The organism is Limnobacter parvus (assembly GCF_024623725.1).
GTDB classification, from domain to species: Bacteria; Pseudomonadota; Gammaproteobacteria; order Burkholderiales; family Burkholderiaceae_B; genus Limnobacter; species Limnobacter parvus.
The window spans coordinates 196,711-219,686 of sequence record NZ_JANKHG010000026.1 but is presented as its reverse complement, the minus strand read 5'-3'; the positions used below and the strand labels follow the sequence as shown (position 1 = coordinate 219,686).

22 protein-coding genes are annotated in these 22,976 nt (G+C 50.8%); 7 read left to right on the top strand and 15 right to left on the bottom strand.

Annotated elements, in window-relative coordinates:
- Positions 1-31 precede the first annotated feature (31 nt).
- Positions 32-331: a hypothetical protein gene (locus NSP04_RS13635; RefSeq protein WP_257512903.1), complete on the top strand. Its 300-nt coding sequence runs from the start codon at positions 32-34 to the stop codon at positions 329-331.
- On the opposite strand, the gene NSP04_RS13630 is transcribed toward NSP04_RS13635, so the two are convergent.
- The gene (locus tag NSP04_RS13630; protein WP_257512902.1) at positions 273-2,141 is read right to left on the bottom strand and encodes an ATP-binding protein; all 1,869 of its coding nucleotides are present in this window, start codon (positions 2,139-2,141) and stop codon (positions 273-275) included. The two genes, NSP04_RS13635 and NSP04_RS13630, sit on opposite strands and share 59 nt — an antisense overlap.
- 251 nt (positions 2,142-2,392) lie before the next feature.
- Positions 2,393-3,097, bottom strand: a complete 705-nt coding sequence (locus NSP04_RS13625) for a dienelactone hydrolase family protein (protein WP_257512901.1) — start codon at positions 3,095-3,097, stop codon at positions 2,393-2,395.
- 183 nt (positions 3,098-3,280) lie between these two features.
- On the opposite strand from NSP04_RS13625, the gene NSP04_RS13620 reads away from it, so the two are divergent.
- On the top strand, positions 3,281-3,550 hold the full coding sequence (locus tag NSP04_RS13620) for a hypothetical protein (RefSeq protein WP_257512900.1): 270 nt from the start codon (positions 3,281-3,283) through the stop codon (positions 3,548-3,550).
- A 17-nt stretch (positions 3,551-3,567) separates the two neighbouring features.
- Positions 3,568-4,632, top strand: a complete 1,065-nt coding sequence (locus NSP04_RS13615; protein ID WP_257512899.1) for an MBL fold metallo-hydrolase — start codon at positions 3,568-3,570, stop codon at positions 4,630-4,632.
- Between the two features lie 42 nt (positions 4,633-4,674).
- Here the strand turns inward: NSP04_RS13615 and NSP04_RS13610 are convergent, their stop codons facing one another.
- The 8 genes from NSP04_RS13610 to asd form a co-directional block, all read right to left on the bottom strand.
- On the bottom strand, positions 4,675-5,088 hold the full coding sequence (locus NSP04_RS13610) for a hypothetical protein (protein ID WP_257512898.1): 414 nt from the start codon (positions 5,086-5,088) through the stop codon (positions 4,675-4,677).
- A gap of 215 nt (positions 5,089-5,303) precedes the next feature.
- The gene (locus NSP04_RS13605; RefSeq protein ID WP_257512897.1) at positions 5,304-6,755 is read right to left on the bottom strand and encodes an ABC1 kinase family protein; all 1,452 of its coding nucleotides are present in this window, start codon (positions 6,753-6,755) and stop codon (positions 5,304-5,306) included.
- A 110-nt stretch (positions 6,756-6,865) separates the two neighbouring features.
- Positions 6,866-8,191: a DUF1329 domain-containing protein gene (locus NSP04_RS13600; protein WP_257512896.1), complete on the bottom strand. Its 1,326-nt coding sequence runs from the start codon at positions 8,189-8,191 to the stop codon at positions 6,866-6,868.
- Between the two features lie 33 nt (positions 8,192-8,224).
- A complete protein-coding gene (locus NSP04_RS13595) occupies positions 8,225-9,097 on the bottom strand; it encodes a class I SAM-dependent methyltransferase (RefSeq protein ID WP_257512895.1) in 873 nt (290 codons plus the stop codon).
- 15 nt (positions 9,098-9,112) lie between these two features.
- The gene (locus tag NSP04_RS13590; RefSeq protein ID WP_257512894.1) at positions 9,113-9,493 is read right to left on the bottom strand and encodes a DUF2237 family protein; all 381 of its coding nucleotides are present in this window, start codon (positions 9,491-9,493) and stop codon (positions 9,113-9,115) included.
- A gap of 3 nt (positions 9,494-9,496) precedes the next feature.
- On the bottom strand, positions 9,497-9,946 hold the full coding sequence (locus NSP04_RS13585; protein ID WP_257512893.1) for a hotdog fold thioesterase: 450 nt from the start codon (positions 9,944-9,946) through the stop codon (positions 9,497-9,499).
- A gap of 51 nt (positions 9,947-9,997) precedes the next feature.
- Positions 9,998-10,741 (bottom strand): spermine/spermidine synthase domain-containing protein, encoded by a 744-nt coding sequence (locus NSP04_RS13580; RefSeq protein ID WP_257512892.1) that lies wholly within the window; start codon positions 10,739-10,741, stop codon positions 9,998-10,000.
- 20 nt (positions 10,742-10,761) lie between these two features.
- On the bottom strand, positions 10,762-11,616 hold the full coding sequence (gene asd / locus NSP04_RS13575; RefSeq protein ID WP_257512891.1) for an archaetidylserine decarboxylase: 855 nt from the start codon (positions 11,614-11,616) through the stop codon (positions 10,762-10,764).
- Positions 11,617-11,696: 80 nt separating this feature from the next.
- Between asd and NSP04_RS13570 the strand changes: the two genes are divergently transcribed.
- Entirely contained in the window at positions 11,697-13,385 is a 1,689-nt protein-coding gene (locus NSP04_RS13570) for an aminotransferase class III-fold pyridoxal phosphate-dependent enzyme (protein ID WP_257512890.1), read from the top strand.
- On the opposite strand, the gene NSP04_RS13565 is transcribed toward NSP04_RS13570, so the two are convergent.
- The 4 genes from NSP04_RS13565 to NSP04_RS13550 form a co-directional block, all read right to left on the bottom strand.
- Entirely contained in the window at positions 13,307-13,939 is a 633-nt protein-coding gene (locus NSP04_RS13565) for a hypothetical protein (RefSeq protein ID WP_257512889.1), read from the bottom strand. The genes NSP04_RS13570 and NSP04_RS13565 overlap by 79 nt on opposite strands.
- Before the next feature lie 350 nt (positions 13,940-14,289).
- Positions 14,290-15,465, bottom strand: coding sequence for an acyl-CoA dehydrogenase family protein (locus NSP04_RS13560; protein WP_257512888.1), 1,176 nt, complete (start codon positions 15,463-15,465; stop codon positions 14,290-14,292).
- A gap of 27 nt (positions 15,466-15,492) precedes the next feature.
- Complete coding sequence (locus tag NSP04_RS13555; RefSeq protein ID WP_257512887.1) at positions 15,493-16,263, bottom strand: SDR family NAD(P)-dependent oxidoreductase; 771 nt, start codon at positions 16,261-16,263, stop codon at positions 15,493-15,495.
- A gap of 115 nt (positions 16,264-16,378) precedes the next feature.
- Complete coding sequence (locus NSP04_RS13550) at positions 16,379-17,275, bottom strand: LysR family transcriptional regulator (RefSeq protein WP_257512886.1); 897 nt, start codon at positions 17,273-17,275, stop codon at positions 16,379-16,381.
- 101 nt (positions 17,276-17,376) lie between these two features.
- Between NSP04_RS13550 and NSP04_RS13545 the strand changes: the two genes are divergently transcribed.
- On the top strand, positions 17,377-18,345 hold the full coding sequence (locus tag NSP04_RS13545; protein WP_257512885.1) for a sodium-dependent bicarbonate transport family permease: 969 nt from the start codon (positions 17,377-17,379) through the stop codon (positions 18,343-18,345).
- 4 nt (positions 18,346-18,349) lie between these two features.
- On the opposite strand, the gene NSP04_RS13540 is transcribed toward NSP04_RS13545, so the two are convergent.
- Positions 18,350-19,276 carry a LysR family transcriptional regulator gene (locus tag NSP04_RS13540; protein WP_257512884.1) on the bottom strand — a complete coding sequence of 309 codons (927 nt, stop codon included), beginning with the start codon at positions 19,274-19,276 and terminating at the stop codon, positions 18,350-18,352.
- Positions 19,277-19,372: 96 nt separating this feature from the next.
- Here NSP04_RS13540 and metE point away from each other — a divergent pair, with 96 nt between their 5' ends.
- Entirely contained in the window at positions 19,373-21,703 is a 2,331-nt protein-coding gene (gene metE, locus NSP04_RS13535) for a 5-methyltetrahydropteroyltriglutamate--homocysteine S-methyltransferase (protein ID WP_257512883.1), read from the top strand.
- 79 nt (positions 21,704-21,782) lie between these two features.
- On the top strand, positions 21,783-22,976 hold the full coding sequence (locus tag NSP04_RS13530; RefSeq protein ID WP_257512882.1) for an acetyl-CoA C-acetyltransferase: 1,194 nt from the start codon (positions 21,783-21,785) through the stop codon (positions 22,974-22,976).

Sequence of the window (22,976 nt, the reverse complement as noted above, 5' to 3'; positions counted from 1 at the left end):
GCCCAGACGATAATTTAGTTAAATAATACTCATGAGTAACATACCAGCAGATCCATTGTTGCGGATTAAAAAGTTATCAGATTCACTGGAAAATGATGAATTTGAAAACACCGCTGCACTTATTTTCGCATTCAGGCAGGAAAAAGATCTGCTCAGGGACCTTCCCGCCGTTTTTGAAGGCGCACTGGAAAGCATTTTGGAACGCTTGGAAAGTACTGCCATGTTCGAAGGCGAAAGTTGTTCATTCAGCCAAAGTGACCTGTTGGCCGCGCTCACTGTTTGGCTGGAAAAAGCAAGGTCGTACCTGGAAAAGCAACTGGGCATTCAGTGAGATGTGTGGTGTCAACAAACGGCCTGTTAGCGGCTGTTTGTCCAAGCTCCTCAATTAACTTGTCGAGCTTTTCGAATGGCACGGGCTTGGTCATGTGCAAATTCATGCCCGAATTAATTGACTGAGCAATGTTTTTGTCGTCTGACAATCCAGACAAGGCACAAATGAAACTGTCTCGCGACCCTGCAGATTCCGATGCGCGGATTTGGCGGGTCGCCTCGTGGCCGTCTAGGTCGGGCATGTCAATGTCCATCAAAACCAAATCGAAATATTGTGCCTCACACAACTTAACTGCTGGCAACCCACCAGTCGCCTGGGTAACCCTGTGGCCTCTTTTGCCCAAATAACGATCAAGCAGTTTGATGTTCATTGGGTGATCATCGACCACTAAAATATCCAGCGCGCGGCCAGTGGGCGTAACTGCCTTGCTTACTTTTTCAGGGGTGGCTGACTTGGCCACTGACAGGTTCAAGCTGACTGTGAACACAGAACCCACCCCAGGCTCGGAACTTACATCGATTCGCCCCCCCATCAGTTCGACCAAACCTTTGCAGATCGCCAAACCCAAGCCAGTGCCGCCATACTGACGATTGATCTCCCGACTGGCCTGGCTAAAGCGCTGAAACAATTTTTGCAGCGCATCTGGCCCAATCCCAATCCCGCTGTCTGCTACCTCAAGAAAAACTTCCATCCGCCCCTGGGCAGGAGGACCCGTAATCAGACGCATTTTGACATAGCCAGTCTCGGTGAACTTCAATGCGTTCGAGACCAGGTTTTGAATAACCTGACGCAAGCGATTGGCATCCCCATGAACAAAGGACGAGCCACTTGATTCATTCACCAGAGAGAATTCAATGTTCTTTTGCCTGGCCAAATTCAGATTCAAGGCGTGGACTTGCCTTACCATTGCCTCAAGATCGAAAGGAGCCATGTCAAGCCGCAATCCATTGGCCTGAATTCGAGAGTATTCGAGCACATCACTCAAAATCAAATGCAAGCTGGTCGCAGAACTGGAAATATTGCGCACGTCCCCCTGCAACTGGGGATCTGTGAGTTGTTCTTCAAGCAGGCGTGAGAAACCGATGATCGCATTCAGCGGCGTGCGCAGCTCATGACTGATGGTGGCCAGAAATTCTGATTTGGCCCGGTCGGCACTTTCAGCTTGTTCTTTCGCCAACACCAGATCACTGACATCCAGACACACCGCATACATGCACACACCACTGGGTTTGGATTCGCGCTGCAAAGTCAGTTGAAAATACTGTGGAAGCTGGCCGCTTCGCTTTAACGTCGAAAACACAATCGATTCGCGATTGGGGAATGCCTCGGGCCGAGAGAGTACCGCTTTGAACGTGGCGTGATATTTCGGATCAATGTGCTTAAGTACGGTGGTCCAGTTGGCTATGAATTCCGCGCGAGTAACCGGAAAGAATCGTTCGATTGAGGTGTCGACATTTTCAACCTGAATACGCCCCCCCTCACTGACCAAGAACTCCACGACAAAGCCATTCAAACAACTTTCCACACTAAGCAAACGGCGCTTCTCTTCATCAAAACCAGCCAACAGGTATTCCTGCTGTTCACTCAGGCGCTGAACCGCATCCACAATGGCTTCGAATACATCTTTCCCTGCAAGGTAATGTTCCTGTGGATTGTGCTGCCCAAGACGATACAAACTTTCTTTCAGTTGATAAGTTAGCCACGCACGTGTTAACGCTACACCAGCGAAGAAAGCGAGACCAATTGTGGTGATCAACAACGCGAGCTGACCCAGCCAAGCAAGATCGCTGATTTGAGTCCAGAAAACCAAGGAACCCGCCAATCCGAACGCAAGAACAAGGCAAAGAATCGGGCTTGATTGCCAAGCGTTGCTTGCTGTCGTGGTCAAGAAGCGGATTATGGAGATGTTCTTTGCTGAGGAGTCGATCAAGAAAACGGCCCAAAAGTAATTTGACCGCTTCATTATAGGTAATAAACTACCTAGTGACATCAAGTTGATGGGCACCCCACCCGAATTGGCAGCGAGGCAAGAGTGCCCGGAACGACGGAACGGTCAGTGGATCAGGATGAGATTACCCCGGACAAAAAGGCCAGTGAGCGACCGCGGGCCAAAGCAGCGGTTTTTTGATGATACATGGGTCGTCCCCAACAGTTAAAACCATGATCAACGCCCGGATAGGTATGAATTTCAACGGCTGAATTACTCTTGAAGGCCGACTTGATTTGAGCCACAGCGTCCATGGGAATGAAGCCGTCATTCTCGGCGAAATGCATCAACATTGGGATTTTTGCCTGGGGTGCTCTGTCCAGTGCGGTGTGAATGCCGCCACCGTAATAACACACACTGGCATCGACTGCACCCGGTGTAGTGCCGACCAGATAGGAAAGCATGCCACCCATACAGAACCCCAAACTGGCGACCTTGCCCGTCACTTCAGCGCGATTCTTCAAAGCTTCAGCGGCTATGCACAGGTCTTCGACTGCCTTGGGAAAATCCATGTTTTGCATGAGTCCAAAGCCTTTTTGGAAACCGGCATCGTCGTATCCGATATCAAGACCAGGTTCTTGACGCCAAAACACATCTGGAGCCAACACCACAAATCCATCGCTTGCGTACTGGTCTGCAACTTCACGAATGTGCTGATTCACGCCAAAAATTTCCTGAATCAATAGAATCCCGGGGCCTGTACCCGTGGGCGGCAACGATAAGTAGGCGCCAAATTGTCCGCCATCTTTGGCATTGATTGATACGCGTTGGGACTGCATAAAGCTCCTCTTGGTATTAAAAAGAAATGAAACGTGTTCGATTGTAACAGCCTGATTTTGTTCAATTGATTAAAACCTGCCATGAAAAAACCACAACACTGCATAAAGTACTGTACACAGTTACAGTGTTTATTGTACAGTTGTTTTCAGGGCATTATAAAAACAGCAAGAGGAGTATTCAAGATGAGTATCAAGCGGTTCGCTGTGTTTTTTGTTTTATGGATTCTCGGTTGCGCGTTCGTACTTGAACCTGCATTCATTGCCCCACTTTTTGATGGTGGCACCGCAATTGATTTGGCTTTTAATGGCAACCCGGCTCAGTTGGGTGGCATTCCGGTGGCTGACCATCACGGTGCTGCGGTAGAATCTATGGACCATTTCAGGGTACTTTGTTTACTCTACTTCGGCTTGCCAGTTGCCGTATATCTTGCAACGCAGTGGAAGGAACTCTAATTTAACTGTGATGAATCATGAAGTATGTCGTCTTTGGGGTTGCTAGTCTTGTTGCAGGTATTTTTATTCAGGGTTGTGCTGCATCGAATCCTTATTTTGATTCCAGCAAGCCCCACCACCGACCTGACGGGTTCGTGAATTCAGACGGAACCACCGTTTCCAAACCAATGTCGGACTTGCTTCGCTGGTATCGTGAACGTTTTGGCAAAGACCTGCCGCCACCTCCGGGCCAATTCATTGCCAGTTACGACGATTTCCCTCAAAAAGCATTCGACAAAAGCCAACTGGAAAATTACGGTGATAAAACCGCAACGTGGCTTGGTCATGCCACCGTAATGGTGCGTGCCAAAGGCTTCACCATGCTAACCGACCCCCACTTTTCGGTTCGTGCATTTCCTGTCCAATGGGCGGGCCCTTCCCGCAAGGTCCAATCGCCAAGTCGTGTCGAAAATCTTCCCAAGATCGATGTGGTGGTCATCAGCCACAGCCACTACGATCACCTGGATCACAACACGGTGGTAAAACTGGCCAAGCAGCAACCCGACACTCTGTTTTTGGTGCCTTTGGGTCTTGAATCGCTTTTGAAAAGCTGGGGCGTGAATAATGTAAAGGAAATGGACTGGTGGGAGACGCACAAAATCGGAAGCAATGAGGTCACTTTCGTACCTGCCTACCATTGGTCCGCGCGCACGTTAACCGATAGAAACAAGTCGCTCTGGGGAGGGTGGACACTAAAAAATCAGGATCTTAGTTTCTATTTTTCAGGTGACACTGGTTACAGTCAGGATTTCGCGGAGATAGGCAAACGGCTCGGACCATTCGATTTCAGCGCAATCGCTGTTGGCGCTTACGAACCCCGCTGGTTTATGAAGGCGCAGCACATCAACCCCGACGAAGCTGTACAAATTCACAAAGACGTACGCTCAACCCAGTCCATGGGTATCCACTGGGGCACCTTCGAATTGACTGACGAGCCATTGGATCAACCCATCGGAGACCTTCAAATCGCGCTGGATCAACAGGGGGTAGACCCAGCAAATTTCCGTCTGCTGGGTCATGGGGATACGATTGATTTGAAATGAATACTGCCCCGTCGGGGTCAGCATGAAAAGCGCTTGTCTAGGTCAAATTAATTTATTCAACTGTGGCATGCAGTGGCGCACCAAAGTCATGGTCAGCAAATCAATTAATTGTTCGTCAGTGGAGTTGTCAGAAAGAAAGTGGATTCCTGCAAACGACATCCACGAAGACTCTGAAACGCGAAATGCAGTGTCCTGTACAATCAAAATCTGTGTGCCCGCGGCATACATATCAACCAGCGTATTTTGCACCAACACGCTTGAACGCTGGAAGCTTGCACGCACTAGGACCAGGCCTACGCTTAGGTTTTCTGCCGCAAGAGCCAATTCCTTGCCAGTTTGACGCGGAAGTACCTCATGCTGACCCCATACGCGCTCCGCCGACTTGCACAGGCGGTCAAGCAACTGCTTGTTGGGTTCTAAAACCACCACACCGATCGAATCTTGGGCTGCTGACATTGTTTCGCCTTTTTTGTCTAGGACAACTTCAGTCATTGGACCACATGCGTGTGGACTGGGCAATGCAAATTACGCTATATGCGCAATAAAGAAATTTTATATCTGCGCGATAACTATTAACGCACATTTAGAGACAAAAACAAACGCAAAGGTTCCCACCGTTTCAACATGGAAGCAGCAATTACATTGATAATTTCGGACAAACAAAGAATGGTTTAATTCAAACCCAGGTGCGGCTTCAACAATTCATGAAGCTTCAACTCGGCCCGCAGCGTTTTAAGCGTGACCAGCACACCTCCTATTCGACGATGTAAGAAAATAATTTCTTGCGGAGGGATTTTGAAATGCTTGGACATCATTTTTAATGCGGCGGTCTGCCCTACCCTTGCAGGCAGATCGGTATCACCAAAGCGGTATGCGCCGCCCGGCGTATAAAGGCGATCGGGCACGTTCGAATCGAAGGGTTTTCGGAACGGCTCCACAATTAGCTCAGTTAAATCACCGAAACCTTCAAGCACAGACGGTGGCGTATCTGGATTCATGAGTCCAATTTCAATGACAGCTTGTGCAATTTCCTTTCGGTTGAATTGCAAAGAACCCCGCACAATTTGCCCATAGCTTTCGACAAAAGAAGAATCGAAAGTCCGCGTGGCCCCGAAATCCAGCGTCACAATTTGATCATGTTCGCCTTGCGGATCTATTCTTATGCGGTAATTGCCGAAATGTGGATCAGTTTGAACCAGTTGCCAGTCAAAAAACTCCGTCACAAAAAGTTCGGCAAATGACTTGGCCAATGCATTGCGCCTGCTTTGCGACAGTGCTTGAACTTGTTTGGAAGAAACAGAAAACCCGGGTTCATAACGTGTGGTCAATACCCGTTTGGCACAGAATTCCGGATAAACCTTGGGCACGATAAAACGCTCATCACCAAGCAGACGCTCACCAAATGTTTCTGTAAACGCTTTTTCTTGAACATAATCACATTCCCTCTCAAGCATTGCGCGCAGTTCGTTGAATACACCACTCAGATCAAGCGCTTTTGGAGCAAGGCGAGTGGCCGAGATTAAACGCGAAAGCGTGCGAATGTCAGTGTCGATGGCGCTGGCCACACCCGGATATTGAATTTTAACCACCACCTGCTCACCAGTGGCCTTGATCGTGCCCAAGTGAGCCTGTCCAAGGGAGGCAGCAGCAATGGGTTTGCGGTTGATTTCAAGCTTTGAAACTGTTTTCTCGCCCAAGGCGTCGATTAGCTGTGGTTCCACAAAAGCCCAACTTACTGCAGGAGTGTTGTCTTGAAGCGATGCCAATACCTCGACTGCTTCCTCGGGCAAAAAGTACTGTCCATACAAAGACAACATCTGCCCAGCTTTCATCACGCTGCCTTTCAACCGACCCAGTTCATCTGCCAGTTCTTTGGCTTGCGCACGGTAGAAGTTTCTATTGGCTTCGTCCTTCGACTCGCCTCGTCGAAAGAAATTGCGCATGGTGTGACTGGCAATTTTCGCGCCGGCACCCACGCCCATGCGCGTTAGCGCCACATTGCGCTCGAAGGCGCCGGTTTTAATTCGGTCCAGCGTGGTGTCCTTGTCCCCACCGTCGGCGCCGTCTTCATCAAGATTAAACGAGCTGTCGTTGGGATTGTGGGGTCTTTTTTGCTCGGCCATGCCAGGAACATTCCTTGCGAATTTGAATCGATTCGGGCTTTATTGTAGAGGCTAGTCGCCCCGTCCTGATGAAGAAGCACTCTAAACAAGCTGTGCCATTCCTTACTTTTTTACCGCATCAATTTGCGCAAAGCCGCTGGCGTGAAATCGCCGGGGCGAACCGATACATTGAACTCTGTGGGTGGCTCTTCATTTTGAAAAGCACTGAATACCGATTTACGGGCGTTTAAATCGTGCTGCACTTCACCCGATGTATACAGACCAGGTGCATCGTAAGCCTGCATCAGATAAAGCATTTTTATGCGCCACAGTTCGCCTTTGGTGTCGTACTGGTCCATCAGCGCCACATACCAACTGTCCTCATCAATGTACATGGTGCGTTTGGAATAAATATGGTCTGCCCCTGGCTTTAAAGTGCCTTCGACAACCCACACTCTGTGCAATTCAAACCGCGTTAATTCGGGCTTTACAAATGCATCGGCAATCATGTTCTGGTACTTCAGGCTCTTGTCGCTCATTTTGTAATTGTTGTAGGGAATGTACATTTCCTTTTTCCCCACCAATTTCCAGTCGAAACGCTCGGGCGAGCCATTAAATCCGTAAATGTCATCGACCGTGCGCAGCGCATCGCTGTTGCCGGCGGGTGCTGCATGCACCAGTTCTGGCGCGCGCAATACGCGACGTTGACCTGAATTCACGATCCAGGCGTTGCGAGCATCTTCTTTGAAATTGAGTGTGTCCAACACCAGCAAGGCTTCACCCGATTGCGCAGCAGGCTTGGTTGATTCACCAATCAATGCAAAAAGCAAGGTGCTGCCAGCCTTGCCAATGGCGGGTGCCCATGCAATGGTTTGGCTTGTGGCGAAAGTGACCGGACTGGTACCGTTTCCGGCCACGAAACTGGCCGTGTGCGACCGCAGAGTTTGCGCCGGGCGGCGCATCAGCGTATTCCACACTGCCTCTAGCCCGTTTTTGGGTTCTGGAAACGGAACACTAGTCGACTGCACACCCTCAACTGCCAAACCACCGTGGGCCAGCTTCGGCTTGTTGCCTTCCATGTCGATGCTCATCATCATTTCAGGCGCAAACCCGGCGGTGCGATGGGTTTTATAAACAGGAATGTTGTAACTTGGGTAGCGCTTTAACAGGGCAATTTGACCTGCAGTCAGAAATTTCTCGTGCTGCGTCAAATTGCTTTGGTTAATAACAAACAAAGGCTTTTCGGCAGCAAAGGGGTCGGCGTAACCTTTCTTGGGGTCGAAGCCCGCAGGGGCCTTGGTCAAGCCGCCGGTCCATTCTGGAATGGTGCCGGCGGCGTTACCAGCCATTTCGGCACCCAAGGCATTTACCTTGCCGGTTTGCGCCAATGCGTTGGTGCTGCTCAAAACAACACACATGACAGAGGCAACCAAGCCTCGAATTAACCTGGATTGCATAATGTCTCCTGCTGCTAATTTTTATTTGTGTGCTTACTTTACCGCACTGGCAGGTCGCGCAAACAAAACCCGGCAAAAGTCAGCACCTTTGGCTGCACACGCAGGAATATCCTCAGCATGGTCACTGGGTGTTAAAACCTGGCATGCCAGACCCAGCTCTTCCATCGCCAATTGTAGATGCCCAGCGGTTTCAAAGTGCAAATGCACTTTGCCCCGGACAAACAGCGACAGACCCGCAACAAACACCTGCGCAAGAGGGTCACCATTGTGTGCCTGCAAATGAATGTCTGACAAGTAAGCCCCGTGCTTGAACTGTTCCAGGGTTTTTGAAATTCTGGTCCACAAGCCAAGGACCGCTTCGCGATCAAAATAGTTCAGCAAGCCCTCAGTGATAATGACCAATCCTTTTTCAGCGTCAAGCTGCATGGCGAGCCCGTCCAAGCTGTGCGCGCCGTATTCTGCAAAGGCGTCGATTGGTTTCACATGATGATTGGGGCAAGCGCGCAGACGGGTCGCAAGCAGCTTCCTCTTTTGAGCAACCATGCCAGGCAGATCTGCTTCAATGTAGGTAATCTTATCGCCATAACGCTCAACAAACCGGCTTCCACGGGGCGACAAACCTGCTGCAATTTCAATGATTTGGCTAGCCTTCCCAGATTCGATCAACTCGGTAAGGTGGTGATCAATCAAATCATGACGGGCCAGTAGAAAATCTTCCATCGTGGGCCCACCCAGACTTTTTGAAATGAACATGGAGGGTGCCAGAGCAAGGTGCAATGTGCTTGCCGGGATGGACTTTAATTCAGGGATGGATCGACCGGTGCTTTGCCAAACTTGCCCCGTGTAAAGCGCGGTGGGGCTGATTCTGGCAGCCGACAGCGATTGTGAGGCAAGTTTTTTTAACATGGTGGGTATCAACCTTTAGGTAATTGCATAGTCAAGCAGGGTTTCAAGAGGAATAACTTCCAGTGCGGTGAAATTTGTACCTTCCAGATAAACTGGCGGGGCTACCCCTGCATCATGCGCCTGTTTCCAACGACCTGCACACACACACCATCGGTCACCCGGCTTCAAACCCGCAAACCGGTACTGGGGCACTGGGCTGATCAAGTCGTTGCCCATACGAAGCTGATATTCAAGAAACTCCCGTGTTACCTTTGCGCACACCACGTGGCGCCCCAAATCATTGGGACCAGTGCTGCAACACCCGTCGCGCAAAAAACCGGTGAGTGGAGAATACGAACAGGCCAGCAATGGGCCGCCGAGCACGTTTTTGTCTTGTCTTACTGTTACTTTTGTCATAACTTATTTGGCGCCTGGGACGGGGACAACTGCCATGGTAAGGCGGGAAATGCAACTCAGCTTGCCACTGTCGTCATGCAGTTCAATATTCCAAACCTGTGAGCTTTTACCCGCATGCCACAACCTGGCCGTTCCTGTTACCTTGCCGCTTCTTACGCCGCGCAAATGGTTGGCGTTCACCTCTTGCCCCACGCAATAGAATTTGCTGTTATCGACCAGCAAGTTGGCACCAATGCTGCCCAAGGTTTCGGCAAGCAGCACGTTTGCGCCGCCGTGCACCAGGCCAAATGGCTGAAAGGTACGTGTATCGGCAGGCATGGTGCCCCGAATAAAATCGTGCCCCACTTCTGTAATTTCAATGCCCAGCGCTTCGCAGGCTGTGTTTTTACACATGGCATTCATGTTTTCCAGATTGGGCATGGAAAACCAAATGGATTGTTGATCGTTTTGCATGGCTGCGGTGTCTCGTTAAATTTAATTTGTGTCCTATTTTAGGCGCGCAATTTAAACTTTTGGCGATGCACCGATAAGTTTGGCCACTGTATTGGACAAATTCAGGCCAGTTTCTTCTTTCAGAATGTTGCAGTTGGTCTGTAAATCGGCTTGATCCACATTGAAACCAGCACCAATGTGTGCCAGCGCAATCACGTTGCCGCTGGCACACGGCGCAAGGGCAATGGCATTTCCATCAAATGCATCCAGCAGCCTCTGCTTGCTTTGCTGTGAATCTTTTTGATTGCTCAGAAGATTGGCCACCAAATAGCCCTGCCCTGTTAGCTGTGCTTTGCAATTCAAATAGAACGCGGTTGAATTTAGCGGTCCGACTTTGGCCTTGCCATCAAAGCCATCCACCATGATCAAATCGAATTTCCGCGAATTGTTGGCTACTGCAGTAACCATGTAGTCTGCACCGCAACCTACTTCCACCTGAAAGTTCGGGGCAAACGGTGGCAGCTTGAAATGCATTTGCGCGGCGGCCACCACGGCATGGGAAATTTCGACCACTGTGATTTTGCAATTGGGTCTGTGACGGTGTAAAAACTTGGGTAAAGCACCCACGCCAAGTCCAATGAAGAGCGCTGTGCGCGGCCAGTTGGGGTCGGGGTTTAGCAGCAGGCCTGCCATCATTTCCCGGGTGTATTCCAGTTCAAGCGCATATGGGCGAGCAATGCGCATGGCACCTTGCACCCAATCGCTTCCGAAATGAAGTTGGCGAACGCCCTTTTCTTCGCTAATCAATATGTCCATAGGGCGCAAGAATAACCGAATTATTCAAACAGGGCTTGCCCCATCAACAAACGGCTTCCTTCTTCCAGATCGGGTACGATTTTCCAGCTGGGTGGCACCAGCAATACGATTGTTGAACCATGCTCAAACCAACCCAGTTCCTCGCCCTTCTTTATTGGCGTGTGGGTTCGAACGCGTTGTGGACCCCGGTCATTTTGATCAAACACACGACCCGTGCAGTGCAAGCGAATGCCCGCCACCAGAATTGCGGCCACTGGCACGATGGCAAAGGATTCGCCCTGTACAGTTTTTCCGCTAAGCACTGCACGTTCGTTTTTACAAAACAGTTTTTCCACTCGCTTTAAAGCCACCGGGTTGACATTCCAGGTGTCGCCATGAATGTAATCGACCTGATCTACAACGCCATCCAGGGGCGAATGCATACGGTGGTACATGCTGGCTGTGATGCGAATCGTTACGTAGCGGTGGCCGTGGTATTTCATCGCCAAATCAGGATCAACAAGCAATTCCTCAATGGCATAGGGAAAGCCTTTCACTTGCAATAAGCAGCCGTTTTCAACCAAACCATGCGCACCCAAAATACCGTCGCATGGGCTGGTACCCAAGGCATTTTCTGCAACTGGTCGAGCGCCAGGTTTCAAAGCGCGGGTAAAGCAATCATGAATGGAGTTGAACTGCTGTTTTTGAGCTTCGTGCAAACTTAAATCGGCACACTTGCGCCACACCCACAAAGCGGGCTGGGCGAACCATGGATATTTTATCTTGCTGATCTTGCCCATGAACCAGGAACTGAACAAACGCGGAATGCGGTTGGTCAAAATGAAGTTGGCACTTTCCTGCAGTTCGAGTCGCGAAACCGGTGGTTGGGAACGCACTTCTGTATTTTTATGCAATTTAATCAGCCTGTCACCGAGATGGCGTACAACCATACCTGTTGTATTTGACAGAAATGTGTATGAACCTTGACAGCTTGACCTTGCTACTCGGCGCCAGTGCCAGCGCCTACCTTGTTTTGAAAGCCCACAGGCGACTTCAGTTGTCGCGTGCCAAGCACCCTGGCTTAAGCGGCCACGTGCGCATGGCCAAACGGGTTTCAAAACTGATTCCGAATTACGCACTTGAGGGCGATTCATTTTTTAATTGCGACGACGCCAGTGAATTGGTCGTGGACAGACGCCGCAAGGGCTTCCACAGTTTGTCTAAAGATTTGCTGGAGCGCACCCCGCTGGGCAAGCGGATGCTGGAACAGGCGATTTCCAATATTTCCGATGCACAATTTACCCACAAATACCGGGTGCCCTTCCAATTCCGGAAAATGGTCAATGCGCATTTATTGCCTGCGCTTTTCCTGAACAAATCCGAAGGCGTGCACCTGTGGGATGTGGATGGCAATGAATACATCGATGTAACCGGTGCATATGGCACGAACCTGCTGGGTTACGACGCATACAAAGGATTTATTCGCCAGGCGGCACTGGACATGGATGCACTGGGCCCGGTACTGGGCCCCTACCACCCTGTGGTGCTGGACAACACACGGCGTATTCTTGCCCTTGCCGGGCAAGATGAAATTTCATACCACATGAGCGGCACCGAAGCCGTGATGCAAGCCGTACGCCTTGCGCAATATCACACTGGCCGCCAGCGTATTGTGCGTTTTGCAGGTGCTTACCACGGTTGGTGGGGCGATGTGCAGCCCGGTATTGGCAACCCGGTGAGTGCAGACCGAACACTGACTTTGCAGGAGGTAAGTCAACGAACCTTGCATGTGTTGGCCACACGCAAGGACATTGCCTGCGTGTTGGTGAACCCCTTGCAAGCATTGCACCCAAACACCAATGCGCCCGGTGATTCCGCCCTGATAAGTAGCGGCCGCAAAGCAGGCTATGACAAGGAAGGCTATACCCAGTGGCTGAAACAGCTACGCCAGGTTTGTACTGAAAACGGCATTGTGCTGATTCTTGATGAAGTGTTCTTGGGCTTTCGGTTGGCCAAAGGTGGTGCGCAAGACTATTTCGGCGTGCGCGCCGACATGGTCACTTACGGTAAAACCCTGGGTGGCGGTTTGCCGGTTGGCGTCTTGTGCGGCAAAGCGGAATTGATGAAACGCTACAGAAGCGACAAACCAGCCGATATTTGCTTTGCTCGGGGCACTTTCAATTCACACCCCTATGTGATGCAAACCATGAACCTGTTTTTAAAACACATCGACAGTGAACAGGTTGAACGCATGTACCAGACCGTGGACACGCTATGGAACACCCGCCGCGCAGCACTGAACAAGCGAATGACTGAACTGGAACTGCCCGTTGAAGTGCAAAACATGACTTCAATTTTTACAATTTTGTACAACAAACCATCGCGCTTTAACTGGATGTTTCAGTTCTACTTGTTACAAGCGGGTGTGATGTTGAGTTGGGTGGGTTCAGGTCGAATGATTTTCAGCCACAACTACACCGATGCTGATTTCGATGTGTTTTGTGACCGGTTCATTCAGGCAGCGCGCTGTATGCAAGCCGATGGCTGGTGGGAAACCAGCGAGGCTTGCAACAGCAACAAGAAAATTCAGCGACGTGTGCTTAAAGAAACCTGGCGCGCTTTGACATCGTCCATGGGGTCAATCAGCTGGCCCTTGAGCAAGTAAAACGGTGATTTGTAGTAAATCTTCACGTCGTGGAATGGGTCGGTGATAATTTTCAGGGCCCATACCAAACCTGTTTCAATGTCGCGAATAAAAAACAGGTGAATGGTTCGAAACACCAAACCACCGAAGCCCAACCACAACCATGACTCGCCCACACTGCGCACAAAGCTTGCAGTGTCAGCGCCAGTAGGTGGCAAACCGAACAGCGACGGACTGAACCAGATCAGTACTGGCAAGGCACCCCAAATGCTCAGCAAGATAATTTTGCGGCGCAAGTTGTAGCCCACCTTGATGTCTTCTTTGTGATCGTGGGTGGCCTCGTTCACATAGTCGTAGGTTTTTGGTTCAAAGAAGAAATGACCAATTTGGCGGCTTGTCATGGCAATTAGCCAAGCGACCAAGGCAGCAGAAACGGGGTCGATGAATAGCAACACGTAGCCGAACAGGAAAGACAAAGCACTCAGCAAATGCAGGCTTTGATTGATACGGCTGTGATGGTAGTAGCGGTGGTCGTCCCAACGCTGTTCGCTTAATGTCTCGAAGATTTTTTTCATGTAGGCGGTACAAAGAAGTGTTGAAAAAGTACTAACTTCTCTTTATGCCAGTCTGATGTTGCGGTTTTGTGTCGAATAATTAGAAGACCCCATCATTCGACGTGCTGATTGAGCGTGAACCCGGCGGGTCATTCGGCCAACTCGGCAGTGGGTCTGCCTGTTTCGCGCTTCAAGAAAACCGCCCCGCTTGGATTTATTCGCAGCGTTGGGCTGCAAGCCGACACCAAATTCGGCCATCTATTTTGCCGAATTTTGTGCGCAAGAATACATCCAAAACGGGAGCAAGCGGTTTTCAGTGCGGAATCGGGCAACCCCGCGGAGTTGGCTAGATGAACCAGCTTTCTGCCGATTTACCTTCCCAACTCGCCTCTCGCAATCACTTCCTTCATGATTTCCGAAGTACCAGCGTAAATGGTTTGCACCCGTGCGTCCGTGAAGAAACGCGATATTGGATATTCTTCGGTGTACCCATAACCACCAAACAACTGCAAACACTCGTGGGTTAATTTCACCTGCAACTCAGTCGACATCAGCTTAAGAATCGAGGCCTCTTCCGTGGTCATTGCCCCCATTTTGAACCGTGCTTCGCATTGCTTTAAATAGGCCTTGGTCAACTCAAGTTGAGCACGCAGTTCAGCCATTTTGAAACGGGTGTTTTGAAACTGTGCAATGGTGTTGCCAAAGGCCTTGCGCTGCGTTACGTAATCCACCGTAATGGCCATGGCGCCTTCACAAGAACCAACCGCCTGCGAACCCAAACCCAAGCGTTCGCGAGGCAGTTCCTGCATTAGGTAAATAAAACCTTTGTTTTCTTCACCCAGCAAGGCATTGGCTGGTACACGCAAGTTGTCGAAAAACAGTTCAGCGGTGTCGTTGGAATGCTGACCCATCTTCTTGATGCCTTTGCCCTTTTTGAAACCAGGCAAACTGCTGTCAACCAAAAACAGACTAATCCCTTTAGCGCCCTTGGTGGTGTCAGTTTTTGCTGCCAACACAATCAAGCCGCAATGCAGACCGTTGGTAATAAATGTTTTGGAACCGTTGATCACCCACTCGTCGCCCTCGCGAACGGCATTGGTGCGCATGCCAGCCAAGTCACTGCCCGCGCCGGGTTCTGTCATCCCGATTGAACCTACCACCTCGCCAGTCACCATGCGGGGCAGCCATTGTGCCTTTTGTTCCGCGGTGCCCAAATTGTTCAAATAGGGCATCACGATGTTGGCATGCACGTTCAGCGCTGTGCTCAGTGAATGCAAGTTCAGGCGGCAGGTTTCTTCAAGAATCATCAGGGCCACCTCGAATGGCGCGCCCGCCGCACCAAATTCCTCGGGCATGTCAGGCCCCAGCATGCCGGCGGCCCCCAGCATCAGCCAGGTTTCTTTGGGCATCCAGCCGTCTTTCTCCCACTGGTCGTAATGCGGAATTACTTCCTTTTCCAGGCAGCGCAACAGCATGTCCCGAAACAAAGTGATGTCTTCATTTTCAGCCATTTTGAATTGATCCAATGGTTGTTCAATTGCGCCCATGATGATTCCTTTCCTCGATTACTCGTGTTACTTCGCCTGCATGCGGATACTGCCGTCAATACGGATGGTTTCGCCATTCAGGTAATTGTTCTCAACAATGCTTACACACAGGTGTCCGTACTCCGCAGGTGCACCGAAACGTTTGGGGTTCTGCACCATGGCGATCAACGGTTGGCGGTATTCCTCTGAAACGCCTTGCATCATCGGCGTGTCGAAAATACCTGGAGCAATCGTCATGACCCGGATACCGTAACGGCCTAAGTCGCGGGCCATGGGCAAGGTCATGCCAACCACACCACCCTTGCTGGCTGAATAAGCGGCCTGCCCGGTTTGACCATCAAAAGCTGCAACAGATGCAGTGTTGATAATCACGCCGCGTTGCCCGTCTTCATCGGGTGCATTCTTGGCCATTGCTTCAGCGGCCAGGCTTGAAATATTGAAGGTACCAATCAGGTTGATGTTGATGGTTTTTGCGAAAGCTTCAAGCGGCAGCGCTTTGCTGTCGCGGTCCAATGTTTTACCTGCGGTGCCCACACCAGCGCAGTTCACCGCAATGTGAATGGCACCAAAGGCGGTCATGGTTGCATCAATTCCGGCGCGTGCTGAAGCGGCGTCTGCCACATTCACTTTCTGAAACATCACCTTACCGGGATGGGCGGCTTCGGCCGCTTTGCCTGCCTCTTCATTCATGTCGAACACAGCCACTTTGGCGCCTGCGGCAACAAATTGCTCTACCGTTGCCAGACCCAAGCCCGACGCACCACCCGTAACCACTGCCACCAAATTATTCAAATTCATTGAAAGTCTCCTGACTACCTGTTTTATATGGAATATTCAGAAGGTTAACGCAGAATGGGTATGCATGGTTGATGAGGGATTCGAACGAACGTTCGTTTTTAATGCTGAATGCGAATCAGCGCCCTTTTTTCAAATCCACATTCAAATAACGCCAGAAATCAGCAGCTACTGGCGATGGCCGTTTGCCATTGGGTCGAACCGTGTACCAGTTGGCATGAATGGGAAAGCTTTGCACATTCAACACCTGAAGCCCGACGGTTGCCGAGCCGGCATTCAATGCATGTTCAGACAACACAGCCAAACCCATACCGCCCTGAACGGCCTGCTTGATGGCTTCGTTGCTGCCCAGCTCAAGCCGCACGGTGGGCTCAAACCCCAAACTTTCGAAATGGGAATCACAGGCCAGGCGTGTACCTGATCCGCGTTCTCGCAAAACAAAAGGGTAGCGAACAAGTTCGCTGTGCTTGATGCGCTTGCGCTGGGCCAAGGGATGACCTGCTGGTGCAACCACCTGCAAGGAATTGGTCATGAACGCCTTGGCTTCAACATCCAGGTTCGCAGGCGGCTTGGACATAATGTACAAGTCGTCCAGATTGTGTTCCAGACGTTGAATAACTCCGTTTCGATTCAACACTTCCAAAGCAATTTCTACCTCGGGATACCTGGCGCAAAAATCGCCCAACAAGCGCGGAACAAAATATTCAGCAGTACTGACCACAGACACATTCAATTTGCCGCGTCGAAAGCCTTTGATGTCATCAATGCGTTGCTGAAATCCTTCCAGCTCAGCCAACATGCTGCGCGCTGTTGCCTCAAGTTCCAAACCAGCAGGCGTTAAATACACGGCCTTACCGATTACTTCATAAAGCGGCAAACCCACCGATTCCGCCAGTTCCTTCATCTGCATGGAAACCGTGGGCTGCGTGACATGAAAGTGCCGCGCCACCGCCGTAATGCTTTTCAAGCGGGTCAGTGCGGTGAAAAGGTGCAATTGTCGAAGGGTCAGATTCATGGTTATTCATAACCTTTTAATGATGAATATTCTATTTTTTCTGATTTTACATGATTGTTGATTCTGCATAGCATGGGCGCACTTTCAATTCGGCAAGCCCCATGAACAATTTCACCGACCCCGCCATTCTGTTTTTTCTGCTTGGTATATTCAGCGGTCTGGTTAAATCCAACCTTGAAATACCCGCGCAGGTAAGCCGATTTCTTTCCCTGTACCTGCTGATGGCTTTGGGCTTGAAAGGTGGCTTTGCCCTGCATGAATCTGGCTTCAACGCCCAAGTGCTGGGTGGGCTGGGCAGCGCGGTCTTGTTGGCTGTGGTAGTGCCGCTTATCAGCTACCCCATCCTTAAACGCTGCACATCTGCATTTGATGCCGCTGCAATTGCAGCAACTTACGGCTCAGTTAGTGCGGTTACCTTTATTACTGCTGTTCAGTTCTTGGAGAAATCAGAGATTGCCTACGGTGGGCACATGGCCGCAGCCATGGCGCTGATGGAATCTCCTGCCATTATTCTGGCAGTGATATTTGCCAACATGGCACGCAAGCAAAACAAAGGCGTGAATGCTGCACCAGTTCCTGGCAAAGGCTTTGGGCACCTGCTTCAGGAATCATTTACTGAAGGCGCGCAGCTGCTGCTTCTGGGCGCCATGCTGATTGGTTACATGAGCGGCGATGCCGGCAAAGAAGCCATGCAACCCTTCACCGGTGACCTATTCAAAGGCATGCTGGCTTTCTTTCTGCTCGACATGGGCTTGACCACAGCCAAGCACCTTCCGAAATTAAAAACAGTGTCGAAATGGATGATTGCCTATGCAGTGCTTGCACCCATTGTGCATGCCACCTTGGCCTTGCTGCTTGCCAAAGCCACAGACGCCAGTGTGGGCGACACGGCACTACTCATGGTGCTGGCCGCAAGCGCTTCCTACATCGCCGTACCTGCGGTGGTGCGGTATGCAATCCCTGAGGCCAACCCCAGCCTGTATGTGGGCTTGTCTTTGGGCATTACCTTTCCGCTGAATATTTTGGTGGGTATACCGGTTTACGTTCATCTAGCGGGGTTGGGTGGTTGAGCATTTATCCCAACAACTCAATTCCATCCAGTTCACGCGCGCACACTTCCCGCATCACCGCCACAAAATCGGCGGTGTAATGTTTGCCTGCAATGGCTTTGGGCAAAGCCGCATACAAAGTCGACATCAGGCCTTTTCTACCCAAGGGTACTTGCGCTATGTAGCCACGGTCTACATACCCAGTGACCGCCCAGGCTGGCAAGGCAGACAAGCCGCGCTTGCTGGCCACAAGCTGAAGTAAAGCCACAGTCAATTCGCTACTACGGCGTTTTGCCTGCACACCCGCCGGGGTTAAAAAATGCTTGATGACGTCCAGCATATCGTCGGGTACGGGGTAAGTCAGCAAGGTTTGGTCAGCGAAATCAGAAGGCTTCAAATACGCGCGCTTGGCCAGCTTTGAATCAACGGGTACAACGCCCACCATCTCGAATCGAAACAAAGGAAAGGACACGATGCCTTCTTCCTCGCACAACTCGGATACGATCGCCAATTCTGCATCGCCTTTGTGCAGTAACCCCACCGGGTCGGCGTGAAAACCGGAAACAATGTCCAGCTCTACTTCGGGCCAGCGATTGCGGTACACGTCCATTGAAGGCATTAACCAGTCAAAGCAGGTGTGGCATTCAACAGCAACGCGCAGCGGGCCACCCGCGCCCTGCTTCATTTGCAGAATATCCAATTCCGCTTTGTCCACTTGCCCTAGAACCTGCCCCGCCAATTGCAGCAAACGTTGACCCACCACGCTAAAGCGGCTTTGCCCGCCCTGCTTGTACACCAGTTCTTCACCAAACCAATCCTCAAGCGCCTTGATTTGATGCGACACCGCGCTTTGCGTAATACACAGCACATCCGCCGCGCGGCTCAAGCTGCCGGTTTGTTCAATCGCTTGCAGAGTGCGCAAGTGGCGCAATTCAAGAATACTTTTTGACATGAATATATTTCACCATTTTCAATAATATTATTCGTTTGAATAATACCTTGATTGTGCGGATCATGATGCTTTAATTGCCACACAAGAAGAAACATCATGATCAAAACACACACATTGGGTTTTCCCAGGATTGGTGAAAACCGCGAGCTGAAATTTGCATTGGAAAGCCATTGGCGTGGCGAATCCTCTGAGGAAGATCTACGCGCTACTGCACACGAACTGCGGTTAAAACACTGGCAAGCACAAATTGATTCCGGGCTTGATTTCATTACAGTGGGCGACTTTTCGTTTTACGATCAAATGGCAGACCACATTCAATTGCTGGGCTGCGAGCCGGCGCGCTTTGAATTCAAACCAGAGCAATCAGCACTGCAACGTTATTTCACCATGACGCGTGGAAAATCGACCGAAGACCACGCCTGTAAGCACGCTCACGAAACCTGGGCGCTGGAAATGACCAAATGGTTTGACACCAATTACCACTACATGGTGCCCGAATTCACAGCAGCCACTGTGTTCAAAGCCCACACTGAAAATCTTGTGGAGCAAATTGAACAAGCGAAAACCTTGAACCACCCAATCAAAGTCAGCCTGATTGGGCCGCTTACATTTTTGTTCCAGGGTAAAAGCAAACAAGCAAACTTCGAGCAGTTCGACTTGCTTGAGCAACTGCTGCCTGTCTATGGGCAAATTATGGCTGAGCTGAAAGTGCATGGTATTGAATGGGTACAATTTGATGAACCCATACTGGGTCTGGATCTGCCTGGCAACTACTTGGCGGCATTCGAACGCTGCTACCTGCAATTGAAAACAAGCGATTTGAAAATTCTGCTGGCCACGTATTTTTCAAGTACACAAGGCCACACCAGCGCAGTGTGCAAACTGCCAGTAGATGGCTTGCACATTGACTGTGTACGCGCAGAGGAAGACCTTCCATTGGTGCTGGACTGGTTACCCAATTACAAGGTACTTTCGTTGGGCTTGATCGACGGGCGCAACGTCTGGAAAACTGATCTTCAAGCAGCACTTCACCAAATCGCCAAATCATTTGAAGCGGGCAAAGGCGAGGTGTGGGTTGCGCCCAGTTGTTCGCTTCTGCATGTACCCTATCGATTTACCAGCGACACCGCTGTGAACACGGAGGTTTTGCCGTGGCTGGCAGGTGCCATCGAAAAGCTGGAAGAACTTGAATTGATCAAGCAAGCAGCCAAAGCCCACTTACATGGAAAAACACTGAGCGGTGCCTTGAACACGCTTTGGAATGAACATCAAAACACAGTACGTCAACGCGCCAGTAGCCCTTTGCTGAATAACGCGGAAGTAAAAGGACGCCTTGCTGCATTGATACCCACCGCTGACCAACGTGGCAGTGAATTTGCCATTCGCCAAAAGCTACAACGAGAACGTTTCAACTTGCCCGCCTTCCCCACCACAACCATTGGGTCATTTCCACAAACCAAAAATATTCGCAATCTGCGGTCACGTTTCAAGAAAGGCGAAATTGATAAAACAGCATACTGGCAGCACATTAGCCAGGAAATTCGTCAAGCTATTGAGTTTCAGGAAAGAATTGGACTAGACGTGCTGGTACACGGCGAAGCCGAACGCAATGACATGGTTGAATACTTTGGCGAACAGCTGGAAGGATTTACTTTCTCGGCCAATGGCTGGGTGCAAAGCTATGGTTCACGCTGCGTGAAACCGCCCATTCTGTTTGGCGACGTAGCCCGCCCCAAAGCCATGACCGTGGATGTGGCCCGATTCGCACAAAGCCTGAGTGAGAAACCCGTGAAAGGCATGCTGACTGGCCCTGTCACCATCTTACAATGGAGCTTTGTGCGCAATGACCAGCCACGCGCCACCACTGCACTGCAAATTGCATTGGCCATTCGAGACGAAGTGGCAGATCTTGAGCAAGCGGGCATTGGCATCATTCAAATTGACGAACCCGCCTACCGTGAGGGCTTGCCGCTGCGCAAAGCCAAATGGGATGAATACCTGCAGTGGGCCAGTAAGGCCTTTCGTATTTCGGCAAGCCCAGTGCGGGACGACACGCAGATTCACACCCACATGTGCTATTCCGAATTTAACGACATATTGCCCGCCATCGCAGCCATGGATGCTGATGTAATTACCATTGAAACCAGCCGTTCCGACATGGAGCTGCTGTGCGGTTTTGGTGAGTTCCACTACCCCAATGAAATTGGCCCTGGTGTGTACGACATTCATTCGCCCCGCGTTCCGCTGCAAAATGAAATTGTGCGCCTGATCCGCAAGGCGGCCGAGGTAATTCCTGCTGAGAACCTGTGGGTAAACCCCGACTGTGGACTGAAAACCCGCGGCTGGGAGGAAACAGAGGCCGCTCTGGCAGTGATGGTGAGTGCCACACAACAACTGCGCGGCGAACTTCAAAAAACTGCTGCGTAATTGCTGCGATGGGCTCGCGAAAGCCTTGGGGCACGGGAAAATAGAATAAAGAATATCTATTCTCCCGGAGACCCTAAACATGAACCACGACCCCATTGTGATCGTATCGGCTGCGCGCACTCCCATGGGCGGCTTCCAAGGCAGTATGTCCAGTTTTACCGCCAGCGAATTGGGGGCACATGCCATTCAACAAGCTGTACTTCGTGCGGGGCACCCCACCCTTTCCGAAAAAGTTGATGAAGTGATCATGGGTTGCGTGTTACCGGCAGGCCAAGGACAAGCGCCTGCCCGTCAGGCTGCGCTTACAGCCGGTTTGCCACTCAGCAGCGCCTGCACCACCGTCAACAAAATGTGTGGTTCAGGCATGAAGGCAATTATGATGGCCCACGACGGTCTGCTGGCTGGCAGCACCGATGTTGCTGTGGCCGGCGGCATGGAAAGCATGAGTAATGCGCCCTACCTCTTACCCAAAGCGCGCGGCGGTATGCGAATGGGCCACAGCCAGGTAATGGACCACATGTTTCTGGATGGTCTTGAAGATGCCTATGAAAAAGGTCGCCTGATGGGCACCTTTGCCGAAGAATGTGCAGACCATTACGCCTTTACCCGTGAAGCGCAAGACGAATTCGCAATTCGCTCTTTGGCGCGAGCAAAACAAGCCACAGAAGACGGCAGCTTCCAGTGGGAAATCGCCCCAATTGAAGTTTCCACTCGCAAAGGCAGCGAACTAGTCAGCACAGACGAACAACCATTGAAAGCTGACCCCGCCAAAGTGCCCACCTTGAAGCCTGCATTCCGCCGCGATGGTGGCACCGTAACCGCTGCCAACAGTTCATCAATTTCTGATGGTGCCGCTGCTGTGGTGATGATGAAACAAAGCCAGGCAGAAAAGCTTGGCTTAAAGCCTTTGGCGCGCATACTTGGGCACAGTACCCATGCCCAAAAGCCAAGCTTGTTTACCACCGCACCCGTTGGTGCGTTACAAAACCTGTTCAAAAAAACCGGGCTGACTGCTGAAGATATTGATCTGTTTGAAATCAATGAAGCATTTGCGGTGGTGACCATGGCCGCAATGGTTGACCTCAAGCTTCCAGTAGAAAAAGTAAATATTCACGGCGGTGCCTGTGCCTTGGGTCATCCCATTGGCGCCAGCGGAGCCCGGATAGTTTGCACCTTGATCGGTGCTTTGAAAAAAACAAATGGAAAAATCGGCGTGGCGAGTTTGTGCATCGGTGGTGGTGAAGCCACTGCGCTGGCCATTGAACTGATCTAA